Below are 12,365 nucleotides of genomic sequence, written 5' to 3'. Positions count from 1 at the left end.
ACACGGATGGGCCTCTGGAAACTGCGCGCATTTCGGCGCATATGGGCCTTGGAATTGATAGGACTCGACTTCGACCATGCTGATCGACAGCCATTGCCATTTGGACTTTCCGGACTTTGCCGAAGAACGCGATGAGATAATCACGCGCGCCCATGAAGCTGATGTAAAGCTGATGGTCACCATTTGCACGCGCGTGCGTCGGTTTGAACAAATTCGTGAGATTGCGAATAATTATGCGTCGGTCTTCTGTTCGGTGGGCACGCACCCCCACAACGCCGCAGAAGAGATCGATGTGAGCGCCGACGAGATCTTGAAACTGAGCGCGGAGCCGAAGGTGATCGCGATCGGTGAGGCGGGTCTCGATTACTACTACGACAACTCTCCGCGTGATGAACAGCAGACCGTGTTTCGACGGCACATTGCCGTTGCCCGCGAGACCGGATTGCCACTTGCCATTCATACCCGCGACGCGGACGAGGACATGGCGCGCATCCTGGAAGAGGAAATGGGGAAGGGGGCGTTCAAGTTCCTGCTGCACTGCTTCTCCTCTGGCCGTGAGCTGGCGATGCGTGCAAAGGATCTGGGTGCCTATTACTCGCTCTCCGGTATTCTGACCTTCAAGAGGTCTGAGGAACTGCGTGAGATCGTTGCTGACCTGCCGATGGATCGGTTGCTCGTTGAAACCGACGCACCGTATCTGGCGCCGCAGCCGTGGCGCGGCAAGCGCAACGAGCCAGCTTATGTTGCCCACACCAACAAGATTTTGGCGCAGGTCCATGGTGTCTCTGAGGAAACCATGGCGACCCAAACAACCGATAATTTCTTTAAGCTCTTCTCGAAGGTGCCTCAGGAGCTTCACATTCGCTCTGAAGGATAAAACTCCATATGGCCGATCAGCTGAAATTCACGATACTTGGATGCGGATCCTCAACCGGCGTGCCGCGCATTGGCGGGGATTGGGGCGCATGCGACCCACTGGAGCCAAAGAACCGCCGGCGCAGATGTTCATTGCTGGTGGAGCGCATCTCGCAGACCGGCCGCACTACCTTGGTCGTGGACACGGGCGCTGATCTGCGGGAACAAATGATATCCGCGGATGTGAAGGCGCTGGATGCGGTGCTCTACACACATCCGCATGCAGACCACATTCATGGCATTGACGATCTTCGCTTCTTTGCACTGATGCAGCGCGCACGCGTACCCGTTCACATGGATGAACCAACCTCCAACCGGGTGCGCACCGCGTTTGAGTACTGCTTTACAACACCTCCCGGTTCCGGATATCCGCCCATTCTTGAGGAGCACCGCATAACGGAGGGCGAGCCCATCGTTGTCGAAGGGAAGGGTGGTTCAATCCAGGCACTCCCATTCCGGCTTCAACATGGCGATATCACCGCTCTCGGGTTCCGGTTTGGTGATCTGGCCTATTCGCCGGATGTCAACGACATTCCCGAGGCCGCCTTCAGCGCGCTGGAGGGCTTGAACATCTGGATCATCGATGCGCTGCGTCACAAGCCGCACCAGTCGCATTTCAACGTGGAAGACGCGCTGAGATGGTCAGCACGGTTCGCGCCACGGCATACAGTCCTGACCAATCTGCACTGCGATCTGGACTACAACGCGCTATCGGCAGAGGTCCCCGAGGGGGTGGAGCCCGCATTTGACGGCATGACCCTTTATCAGGACATCAGCTAGGCGATACGCTAAAAAATATAGATGAATTTGAAGAAATCTTGAGGCGGCTTTCAAAAACGCACAGGATCATCTGTCCAACTGCCGGAAAACGACGTTCTGACCATTATTTGCGCCTCTGCCAGTCAGAAAGCCGTGAGTCGCGTCTGCGATTTACGTCGAATGCAACAAAAACCAAGCGCATTTATATAGGCGTCTAATCAACGCATCAGATCAAACACATGCTCGTTGCATCTATGGGCTTTGAGGGTTCCGTCAAACGATTTTCAGCTCACATCATACCGTATTCGAAATGAATTTTGTGATGATAAAATCTCCCGCTTCTGCCAGTGACAAACTGCTGATTCCTTTGGGTGAACCCGGAGGATGACCCTGAGAATATTCCGAAACAAGAATCGATTATTGATTATGTTTTGGGGAGCGTTTGAATGGCACGTTCAGCGACTAATACCTACATGTTTTCGGTGATTTAGAAAGGCAGTTCAGGGTTTTCGCTTTCCAACCTCTGCAAAACCGATGATGCCGCAAGGAGATCATTACTTGTTGATGGGCGCCATGTGCGCAGCGGTTGCGCAAATTTTGGCTATCCTAATGGCCATAATTGATTTTATATTTGCATTATTCATGCAATTTTTGAAATAAATGCCCATTGGGGTCTTGGGGCTGAATTTGCCCCTCGGAAGGGAGACCATGAGAGAGAACCACGTTGCCGGTCAGTCTCTGGACCAACAGAAATTGAAACATGAACGCCTACGGCTCTGGTCTGGCCTGTCGCGTGCAAGTGCGCGCATTGAAGCTGAACTGCGTGAACGCATGCGAATTCATTTCGCAGACGTAACATTGCCGCGCTATGACGTTTTGGCCGCTCTCTATGAGGAGCCGGAGGGGCTTTTGATGTCTCAGCTCTCCAGGAGCCTGATGGTCTCCAATGGCAACGTTACTGGCATCGTGGAGCGGCTGGTTAGCAACGGTTTGGCTGAAAGGCGCTCACGTGATGGAGATAAACGTACGCATCTGGTGCGTCTCACAGCAGAAGGCCGCAGAAGCTATGAGATCATTTCTGCCCACTATGAATGCTGGGTGGACGAACTGCTTGGTTGCTTTGATGGGGCAGAAACCGAGTTCCTCAACAAGACCCTGAGATCGATATCCTAGGTAGCTCAAGCGCGTTGACAGCAACCCCAGATGATGGCACAGACAAAACGTGAACATTTTCGGGAGTTGATAGGATGACCGTGCGAGATTGGGATAAGGCCTACGATAACAGCGGCGCATTTCCGGAAGTCGACGCCTATTTTGCCCAGCGGCAAGCCATGGCAATCGAGTTCAAGGCAACCGCCAATACATCTGCGGATTGTCCGTATGGCCCAGGAGAGCGCCATCGCTTTGATCTGTTCCGACCTGAGCACAAGGCGCGAGGACTGTTCTTTTATGTCCATGGCGGCTACTGGAAGGCGCTTGACAAAAACGCGTTCAGTCACGTGGCGCAAGGGGCTGTAAAACGCGGGTTTACTGCGGTTTTGCCCAGTTACACCTTGTGTCCGCAAGCGCGCATCTCTGAAATTACTGCCGAAATTGTCATGGCTTTGGAAGCTGCCGCCCGCAAGGTAAATGGACCCATTTACGTGGCTGGACACTCAGCAGGTGGACATTTGGTCAGCCGTTTGTTGTGTAAGGATGTAAAACTGTCCGATGACGTTTCAGCACGGCTTCGCAGAGTGGTTTCCATTAGCGGCGTTCAGGACCTCAGGCCGTTGCTCAAGACGCAAATGAACGAGGTCCTGGGCTTGAGCCCTGAGGACGCCCGATCTGAGAGCCCCATATTGTGCGACCCAGTCGAAGGCTCATCCTTGATGTGTTGGGTGGGTGCCGATGAGCTCTATGAGTTCCGTCGTCAGAATGCGGCGCTATACGAAGTGTGGCGTGGTTTTGATATGACCGTGTCCAAGCACGAAGCAATCGGCAAGAACCATTTCACGGTGATCGATGATTTGTGTGATCCTGACAGTTGGCTCATGTCCAGTCTGTTGGCGCCGTAGTATGACGGCTTCAAAGAGTGTTATCCTCGTAAGCTCAATCCCAGGCACAATGAGAGCTCAGATATCCTTATGATATGCTTAGGTTCCATAATCTAGCTTATGCGAAATATGGATTTAGCGAGGGCTGATCGGTTGTTGGTCCACTCTTGCTGTACCAGAATTGCCTTTTCTGCCTCTCAAACAAGACTTTGCTCTCCTTACAAATGTGTTGCTGCGACGGCGCTCTATGGCATTCGCGGATCATAGTTTTGATCTCTCATGTGCGCACCAAGTCTGGCTGATCGTTTCTCGAGCCTTCGCCTGATGGACTTGCAACGAATTCGGATTGGAAGCAGACTGTGCTTCTCGGTCACTATCGTAACAGACGGTCACTAAGCCTTCTTGGATGACCGTGAGATGCGCTCGACAACAACAAAAACAGAGAGAACGCAGTGAGCACCAAACCCAAGGATACACACCACGATCATGTGCATGGACCCAAGTGTGGGCATACGGCCGTAAGGCATGGTGATCACGTGGACTATCTGCACGATGGCCACCTGCATCACCAAAATGGCGATGATGTTGAAGAGCACGTTATCGAGGTCTCCGACAAGAATCCTGAAAAGTGTGCGCCCCTGAGCACAGATGATCTGGGGCATGAGCCAGGTCATGTGCACGGACCCGGATGCGGCCATGAAGCGGTGCCGCACGGCGGCCACATCTGCTACCTGGTCAATGGGCGCCTCCACCACCCACACGATGGCCACTGCGATGATCATGGGCCACTTGAGGTGGTGTCCAAGCCCGGTTGAGTAAGACGGGGCTTCAAGCCGCTGTCAACCGCTCCATTGTCTTCATTAAGGCGTCGTAAGGCTCGGTTGAGTTCTGGATAGACGCCTGCATCATGGCCCCTGAAAGGCCCAAGTGGATCACCTGACCAGTTGCATCTGGATCAAGTGCAGATGGCATGGAACCATCAAGGTGGCCTTGCCGCACCACATCTGCATACTTCTTGATCCAGCTGGCGGATGCCTGCTCTAGCGCTGTGCGCATGGGTTCACTCGTCGTGGCAATTTCACCAGAGAGTTTGACCACCAGACAAGAGATCCGGAACGACGCGCTCTTTGTTTTTTCCATCTCGGCCCTGATGATGCCCAACACGCGATCGCGCGCGGTGCCGCCGGCCTCAAAAAGCTGCTTGTGTACCTGCGGCCCCTTCTGTGCTGCGTAGTGCTCTATCAACCGAGCGCCGAAGTCCTCTTTGGACGCGAAGTAGTGATAGAACGAGCCCTTTGGTATGTGCGATGCCTTCAGGATTTCAGAGAGGCCAATGCCATTGAAACTCTTGGCAAGGATCAACTGCTCGGCCGCTTGGAAAATCTTCTCTCGGGTCTGCAGTCCCTTGGCTGTGTTTTGGGCTTCTTTTACGCCTGTCGGCATGAAAACACCTTGCTTCCTTCTGGCGCATTCTCGGTTTCCTTGGGAGCGCACGCTCCCTGCTCCGATCAGGTTTTTGCTTGAATGGTGCCTCCACAGCCCCTGGGTCTGTGCGGCCTTGGCGCGGTGGTTTGCATCAATCCCCGCGGCAAAACCTGCGTCTGGGATCCAAAATAGACCAGTCGTCTACTTTTTGTCAAGCTCTATAGACTGATTGGTCTATTTTGAGGAGCCCTCGCCTGACCCCTCCTGTTCTTGCTGAGGAGCCCGGAGAGAAACCATCGAAAACTCAATGTTTTCCAGGTTAGAGGGCGAAGAAAGCCTGATGATTCTGAGGTGAAACAAGTCTTGAAGCCTGTTTAGTGCATATATTGAAGAAAATTAGAGATAAATATTTGTAATTGCATTTTACTAAAATTGTAATTGCCCCATTTTTGCTTCATTTTGATACATATTTGATTTTTCTACGTAATTTTGGGGCCAAACATTCAAGATTATTATGTGAATTTAGGTTTTGGTTTACTTTTATCGTCGGTTCCAAACAGATAAATTAAAAATCGAGGCAAATAGCTGACGTTTGCACAAAGCCTCTTAAACTTGAGACAAATTGTAATCGTTTGTTTCAAGGTTTGAGGGCACCGCAAATTGAAAGCATCCCGAGAAGCGGAAGAACCACTTTCGGGACTGTCTCTGACCAGCAGGTGTCCGACCCATCTGGGCGCCTCATTGAGTTTTACGTTATGGGCGGCGTACAAACATGATCATAGAACTGGCAGAGTCTCTTGGTGAATTCCTCGTCATCGCCACACTTGGTCTGATGACATGTGCACTCATGGTAACGCACATCGTGAAAACCCGCGCGGCAACCGTGGCGGCCCCTCTTCCTTCTGGGCCACGCCACAACGGCCCTCGCTCCTTTGCAGGCAATCAGCGCCCTCGGCGCAACTATGATCCGGTTCATGCCGGTCATCCGGTCACTGAAAAGCTGCGCAAGGAAGAGCGTAAACGCTATAAGCAAATCCTGAACCGCTCCACCATTGTCATTGCGACGCCAAACCACACGGCAGTTGCCCTTCGGTATGAACATGGAAGCAGCGCAACGCCTCTGGTAACCATCAAGGGCAAAGAGGTGAAGGGCGTAAAGATCCTCGAAATCGCACGTGAACTGGACATCCCGGTTTTCAAGAGCACAGGGCTTGCCATGCAGCTCTACACCAGCGTGGACGCAAACAAGCCGATCCGTGAGGAGCATTTTGTTCCCGTCGCTGAACTGGTGGCCAAGGTCGTTCACTAAACGCCGGTTCGCGCGCTGATCAGCTGAAGACGCTGATCCACTTAGGTGCATTGGGGTACATGGCGGGCGCATTGGGGGGCGCATGGGGGGCTGCAAAGCAAATGCCCCTCGCCCAAGGCAACACACCAGAAAGCCAACCAACAGCCCGCAGGAAGTGATCTGCCATTGGCATCCACCGTGCTGTCTGACAGGCCCTGTGACATGCAGGAGCTGATGGCAAGGGCTGATGAGGGCGCGGCGTCCGCCACTTTGTCGCCGCGCCCGTTGTGGCTACTTCAAGAGTTCAGACAAGGCCTCCGCCACAATTACCGTTGCTGACTTCAGGTCGCTAAGCTGCAGATGTTCATCCGCGCCATGGGCATTGGCTTCCAGGATTGAGCGCGGACCAGCCCCGTAGAGGATCGTCGGAATGCCAGCCTCGCTGTAATGCCGGGCATCGGTGTAAAGCGGCACCCCTGTGGGCTGCACCTTCACGCCGAGCTCTGCCTTGGCAGGCTTTTGAATGGCCGCGACCATCTTCTCAACGCCCGGAAGCTCACGCAAAGGCTCCGCCAACATGATGCGGCGGCACTCCACCTCAACCTTGGAGCCTTTCGGCAACGCACCCTCGATCAGCTCAATCAGAGCGTCCTCGACCTGCTCGCCGTTTTCCTCCGGGATCAGCCGGCGATCAAGGCGCAGGGCAACACGGTCTGGCACCACGTTGGTGTTGATGCCGCCCGAAATCAGGCCCACGGTGATTTTGGGCGTATCGATGCCCTTCTGCGCGCTCTTGATCTTGGCAAGGCGGGCGCGCTCGCCATAAACCGCCTGAAGCACGTGCGTGGCCGCTTCAAGTGCATCGTGACCGGTTTCGGGCATGGCCGCATGGGCTTGCTTGCCTCGCAGGATGACCTCCATGTGAAGGCACCCGTTGTGGGCTGTGGTGATGGCGTAGGAAAAGCCTGCGGAGATCGCCATGTCGGGTTTGGAAAGGTCCTGCTCCAGGATCCATTTCGGCCCAACGAACCCGCCAGCTTCCTCATCATAGGTCAGGTGCAGCTCGACGGTGCCGTTAAGGCCCTTGGCGTTTTCCTTGAGTGCCAGAAGCGCAAAGGCGTATGTGGCAAAGTCAGACTTGGAGACGGCGACACCGCGGCCATACATTGCGCCATTGTCGATTTCCGCGCCGTAGGGGTCCTTGGTCCAGCCATCGCCGGGAGGCACCACGTCCCCATGGGCGTTAAGGGCAATCACCGGCCCCTTCCCCTTGCCGAAGGTTTCCCGGACAATCAGGTTGGTGACGGAGACCATGCCGTTCTGGCGCACGAACGGTTCCGGTACCGGATGTTGCTCGACCACAAAACCAAGCTTTTCCAGAAGCTTGGCGGCTTTCATTGCATGGGGCTCTGTATCACCGGGGGGATTGTCGCTCGGTACCTTGACCAGCTTGCGCAGGAACTTCACCTGCTCTTCAAAGCGCGCCTCTATTAAGGCCTTCATGATTTTGCCCTTTCCTCCTCGGCAATCGTCTCGATCCATCGAACCAGAGCCTCGACGGCGAGCCCCATATCGTGGGGTTCTACATATTCTAGCGGGTTGTGGCTGATGCCGCCCTGACAACGGACGAACATCATACCGATATCGGTTAGCTGGGACATGGCCTGACCATCATGCCCGGCACCGGACATGAGGCGCAGCGGGCGCAGCCCCAGCGACTTGATCGCCTTTTCGGCGGTGTTCTGAAAACGATCCGCACACAAGCAGGTGCTGACCTCATGATACTGCTCGAAGCCGACAGAAAGGCCATGCTTTGCTGCAATCTTGTCCGCCGCTTGCTTGATCGCCCGTGCCGCTTCATGGCGCGGTTCGTCAGTTGCTGCGCGCAGATCAAGCGACAGCACCACTTCCGCCGGGATCACGTTCACAGCGCCCGGCTCCACGGAAAGCTCACCCACGGTGGCAACAACACCGTGATCATTGGCCTCGTGGGCGATCTGATTGATGGCGCAAATCAGCTCTGCGGCCCCCACAAGGGCGTCACTGCGCAAATGCATGGGAACAGTGCCCGCATGCCCGGCCATGCCCGAGAGCGTAACGCGGTAGCGGTTGGCACCGGCAATGGACGTGACAATTCCCACGCTCAGGCGCTCCGCTTCAAGCACTGGGCCTTGCTCGATATGAACCTCAAGGTAGCCAAGCACACTGTCAGGGTCGCGGGCCGCCTTAGCTGTGGCAGCAGGATCGCCGCCGAAGTCCTTCAAGGCATCGCAAAGCCGAACGCCGTCGGCGTCGGTGACTTCCAGATCTTCGGGCTTTGCCACGCCTGCAACCGCGCTGGAGGACAACAGCGTAGATGGAAAACGCACGCCCTCCTCGTCGCCAAAGGCAAGTACTTCAACGGCGAACGGCAGCTCGATGCCGCGCTTCTGGATTTCACTGACAGCCAGAACACCGGCCACCACCCCAAACGGGCCGTCATAAGCGCCCGCGTTGATCACGGTATCAATGTGGGAGCCAATCAGTAGCGTCTTGTTGGAAGAAGACCTGTTGTTGGCAGGAAGGATGCCACACACCGTGCCAATGGCATCGTTGGACACCGTCAAGCCCGCCTGCTCCATCCAGTCGGAAACCAGAGCTGCGGCCCGCTTGTGTTCAGGGCTCAGGAAAAGGCGGGTGATCTGGCCCTCCGTTTCGGTGATCTCTGCAAGGGCGCGGATCATCTCTTCAGAGCGATTGCCAAGCGCGCGGACGGTCTCCGATACAGCCAGTGTCATCCTTCCGATCCTCTCTCGTGGGGAGCCTCGACAAGCGCTTCCAGACGAAAACGGAAGATCCGGGCGATCTGCCGAAGCGCTTCAGAAAATTCCTCAGACGGGCTATTGTGCAACCTCGGCTCGAACGCTGCAAGGATTTGCGTCTTGGTTGCGCCCTTTACCGCAAAAATGAAGGGGAAGCCGAACCTGTCCTTGTACGCGTCATTAAGCGCGCAGAAGCGCGCGAACTCTTCCCGGGTGAGCCGATCCAGCCCGGCTCCGGCTTGTTCATCTCTCGAACTTTCGGCAATCTCTCCCGCCAGCGCAGCTTTTCCTGCAAGATCAGGATGGGCGCGTATGAGCGCCAGCTGGTCAGCTTGCGGGGCTGTGTCCATCGCCTTGCTAAAAGCGTCCGCCAGATCATCACGGGCCCGAAATGGTCCCAGCTCATAAGCCTTTTCTGCGACCCAGGGGGAATGTTCGGCCACGTCCCCAAAGGCGGCGACGAACGTTTCCTTGTCCATTTGATTGACTTCAACCAGTGAATAGCTCATGCCCCTCCTCGCCGACTTGATTTTGTTGTCCGGCTAACCCGTCCAGCTTACTTGCTCAAAAGCCACGCGCCAAGTTTGTCCCGCTCTTCCCGTGTCATGCCGGTCAAGTTGCCAAGGGGCATGGCATCGGAATGAACCGCTTGGGCCATGACCAGATCGCTGTAGCGTCGCAAATCCGCCGCGGTTTCCAGAAGAATGCCCTTGGGTGCCTCCTCGAAGGCCGGATCGCTTGGTGAGGCCGCGTGACAGGCAGCGCAATGGGTCTGGGCCAGTGAAACCGCCTCAATGTCGGCAATGCGTTCTGCTGAGCTGACATCTCGCGGTGCGGTGTAGATGATGGCGGCAACAAGCGCCACGGCCGCCGCTGGCAAGCTCCACCAGAACCGGGCGAAATTGTCGTGCGCATCGTGGCGGTTTATGAAGTGGCGCAGCATCCCGCCCATGATCAGAATGAGCGCAGTAACAAGCCAGATCTGCGGATGGCCCGTGAGCATGGGATAGTGGTTGGAGACCATCATCAACAACACGGGCAGCGTGAGATAGTTGTTGTGAACGGAGCGCTGTTTGCCAATTTGTCCCAGACGCGGGTCAGGGTCGTGGCCCGCCAGAAGGCTTGCAGTAATCTTCCTCTGGTTCGGGATGATCACCCGGAACACATTGAAGGCCATGATCGTTCCGACCAGTGCCCCCACGTGGATGAGTGCGCCCCTTCCGGAAAACACGTGGGAGAAGAACCAGGCTGCACCAACAATGAGAACAAAAAGACAGGCAGCCAATACAGGCGTGTTCTGACCAATTGGCGAGCGGCACAAAAAGTCATAGATCACCCACCCCACGCCAAGGGAAAAGATGGAAATCACGATTGCTTCTGACGGATGGATTGCCATCACGCTCGGATCGATCAGATAGGCCGAGGCGTTGAAGTAGTACTGCACGACCAAAAGCGCAAAGCCCGTGACCCATGTCAGATAGGCTTCCCAGCGGTACCAGATCAGGTCACTTGGAAGCTCCTTTGGTGCGACCATGTACTTTTCGACATGATAAAAGCCGCCACCATGAACTTCCCAAGCGGTGCCTGCGACACCCGGGTTCATTTTCTCCCGTTTTTTGAGGGAGAGATCCAGTGCAATGAAATAAAAGGACGTCCCAATCCAACCAACGCCGACGATCAAGTGAGCCCATCGGAACAGCAGATTGAGCCAGTCCATAGCAAATGTGACGGTCATGGCTCTGCTTTTCTGTGAAACTTGGCATGGTCCAGAGCCAGGGCGGCGGTGGTACGCCGCCCTGTCTGTTTTTGAAACTGGAATGTAGATTGGTTGAGCAGCTTACTTTGGAAGCTGGTCGTCAACGCCTTTGATGTAGAAGTTCATGCCCAGAAGCTGTTCGTCGGTCGCCTGCTGACCTTCTTCCAGGAACACAGAACCGTCCTGCTTGGTGATTGGGCCGCTGAACGGAACCAGTTCACCCTTGCGGATTGCTTCTGTGGTTGCTGCAGCTTCTGCTGCCACTTCTTCTGGCAGGTTGGTGAAGGGTGCAATGTGAACCAGCTTCTGGTCCAGACCGCCCCAGGTGTCGCCACCTTCCCAAGTGCCGTCCATCACCGCCTGAACGCGTGCGATGTAGTACTCGGACCAGTCATCGACAATGGCTGTCATCTGCGCGTTTGGCGCAAACTTGATCATGTCGGATGCCTGACCGAAGCCCTTGATGCCACGTTCTTCAGCAACCTGAAGCGGCGCAGGACTGTCGGTGTGCTGGACCATGATGTCCACGCCCTGATCAACCAGTGCCTTGGCAGCGTCAGCTTCGCGGCCCGGGTCGTACCAGGAGTTTACCCATACGATCTTCACCTTGAAGTCCGGGTCTACAGACTGAGCACCCAGCATGAAGGCGTTGATGCCGCGCACAACTTCCGGGATTGGGAATGAGCCGATGTAGCCTGCAGTGCCGGTTTCAGAAACCTTTGCTGCAATCTGACCGATGATGTAGCGGCCTTCATAAAAACGGGCGCCGTAGGTGGCGACGTTTTCAGCCTGCTTGTAACCGGTGGCGTGCTCAAACTTCACATCTGGGAAACGCTTGGCAACCTTCACAGTCGGGTTCATGTAGCCGAAGGAAGTGGTGAAGATCAGATCATGGCCGGAGCGAGCAAGACGTTCAATCGCACGTTCCGCATCTGGTCCTTCAGACACGCTTTCGATGAAGGTGGTTTCCACCTTGTCACCGAAGTGCTCTTCGATCGCTAGACGGCCCTGATCGTGCTGGTAAGACCAGCCGTGGTCGGAAACCGGACCAACATAGATAAAGCCAACCTTGAGTGGATCTTCTGCAGAGGCAATACCCGCAGTAAGACCAAGTGCAAGAGTAGCCGTTGCGGCCAGGCTCAACAGTTTGCGCATTATGCGCCTCCCCTCTCTATACGGCAGTCCAAAATTTTTGAGGCCTTCCTGAACCAGTCGGACTGCAACCCGGTTCGGGAAGAATAGCCAAATCTCCTGAGACCGATCTTATCGTCACGGATGAGCGCTCTCCTTCGCCATCAACATGAGCCGGTCTTTGTTTGTTTCGGGTGCCAAAGGACCGCGCGGGGCAGTCCTTTGGGACCATGTCGTTCGGGCTGCTTAGGGCA

The 12,365-nt window shown here is 55.4% G+C and carries 12 protein-coding genes; 5 read left to right on the top strand and 7 right to left on the bottom strand.

What is annotated here, in order from left to right; genetic code table 11:
- Positions 1-76 precede the first annotated feature (76 nt).
- From PUV47_RS02715 to PUV47_RS02700, 4 genes are all read left to right on the top strand, one after another.
- On the top strand, positions 77-877 hold the full coding sequence (locus tag PUV47_RS02715; protein WP_274216911.1) for a TatD family hydrolase: 801 nt from the start codon (positions 77-79) through the stop codon (positions 875-877).
- Between the two features lie 8 nt (positions 878-885).
- Positions 886-1,695: an MBL fold metallo-hydrolase gene (locus PUV47_RS02710; RefSeq protein ID WP_274216910.1), complete on the top strand. Its 810-nt coding sequence runs from the start codon at positions 886-888 to the stop codon at positions 1,693-1,695.
- A 687-nt stretch (positions 1,696-2,382) separates the two neighbouring features.
- The gene (locus PUV47_RS02705) at positions 2,383-2,847 is read left to right on the top strand and encodes a MarR family winged helix-turn-helix transcriptional regulator (protein WP_274216909.1); all 465 of its coding nucleotides are present in this window, start codon (positions 2,383-2,385) and stop codon (positions 2,845-2,847) included.
- 74 nt (positions 2,848-2,921) lie between these two features.
- Positions 2,922-3,731: an alpha/beta hydrolase gene (locus PUV47_RS02700; protein ID WP_274216908.1), complete on the top strand. Its 810-nt coding sequence runs from the start codon at positions 2,922-2,924 to the stop codon at positions 3,729-3,731.
- 371 nt (positions 3,732-4,102) lie between these two features.
- Here PUV47_RS02700 and PUV47_RS02695 read toward each other — a convergent pair whose 3' ends face one another.
- Both PUV47_RS02695 and PUV47_RS02690 read right to left on the bottom strand, forming a co-directional pair.
- Positions 4,103-4,492: a hypothetical protein gene (locus PUV47_RS02695; protein WP_274216907.1), complete on the bottom strand. Its 390-nt coding sequence runs from the start codon at positions 4,490-4,492 to the stop codon at positions 4,103-4,105.
- A gap of 46 nt (positions 4,493-4,538) precedes the next feature.
- Positions 4,539-5,153 carry a TetR/AcrR family transcriptional regulator gene (locus PUV47_RS02690; protein ID WP_274216906.1) on the bottom strand — a complete coding sequence of 205 codons (615 nt, stop codon included), beginning with the start codon at positions 5,151-5,153 and terminating at the stop codon, positions 4,539-4,541.
- 754 nt (positions 5,154-5,907) lie between these two features.
- On the opposite strand from PUV47_RS02690, the gene PUV47_RS02685 reads away from it, so the two are divergent.
- On the top strand, positions 5,908-6,444 hold the full coding sequence (locus tag PUV47_RS02685) for an EscU/YscU/HrcU family type III secretion system export apparatus switch protein (RefSeq protein ID WP_274216905.1): 537 nt from the start codon (positions 5,908-5,910) through the stop codon (positions 6,442-6,444).
- 270 nt (positions 6,445-6,714) lie between these two features.
- Here the strand turns inward: PUV47_RS02685 and PUV47_RS02680 are convergent, their stop codons facing one another.
- The 5 genes from PUV47_RS02680 to PUV47_RS02660 all read right to left on the bottom strand — a co-directional run bounded on the left by PUV47_RS02680 (position 6,715) and on the right by PUV47_RS02660 (position 12,135).
- A complete protein-coding gene (locus PUV47_RS02680) occupies positions 6,715-7,926 on the bottom strand; it encodes an ArgE/DapE family deacylase (protein ID WP_274216904.1) in 1,212 nt (403 codons plus the stop codon).
- The gene (locus tag PUV47_RS02675; protein ID WP_274216903.1) at positions 7,923-9,200 is read right to left on the bottom strand and encodes an allantoate amidohydrolase; all 1,278 of its coding nucleotides are present in this window, start codon (positions 9,198-9,200) and stop codon (positions 7,923-7,925) included. The genes PUV47_RS02680 and PUV47_RS02675 overlap by 4 nt, the downstream gene beginning before the upstream one ends.
- A complete protein-coding gene (gene uraD, locus PUV47_RS02670) occupies positions 9,197-9,733 on the bottom strand; it encodes a 2-oxo-4-hydroxy-4-carboxy-5-ureidoimidazoline decarboxylase (protein ID WP_274216902.1) in 537 nt (178 codons plus the stop codon). Before uraD ends, PUV47_RS02675 begins: the two co-directional genes overlap by 4 nt.
- Before the next feature lie 47 nt (positions 9,734-9,780).
- A complete protein-coding gene (locus tag PUV47_RS02665; protein ID WP_274216901.1) occupies positions 9,781-10,959 on the bottom strand; it encodes a urate hydroxylase PuuD in 1,179 nt (392 codons plus the stop codon).
- A 102-nt stretch (positions 10,960-11,061) separates the two neighbouring features.
- A complete protein-coding gene (locus PUV47_RS02660) occupies positions 11,062-12,135 on the bottom strand; it encodes a BMP family ABC transporter substrate-binding protein (RefSeq protein ID WP_274216900.1) in 1,074 nt (357 codons plus the stop codon).
- Between the last annotated feature and the right edge of the window lie 230 nt (positions 12,136-12,365).

Origin of the sequence: Pseudovibrio exalbescens (assembly GCF_028737195.1) — a bacterium.
GTDB lineage: Bacteria > Pseudomonadota > Alphaproteobacteria > Rhizobiales > Stappiaceae > Pseudovibrio > Pseudovibrio zosterae.
This window is presented reverse-complemented; position numbering and strand designations above follow the sequence as displayed.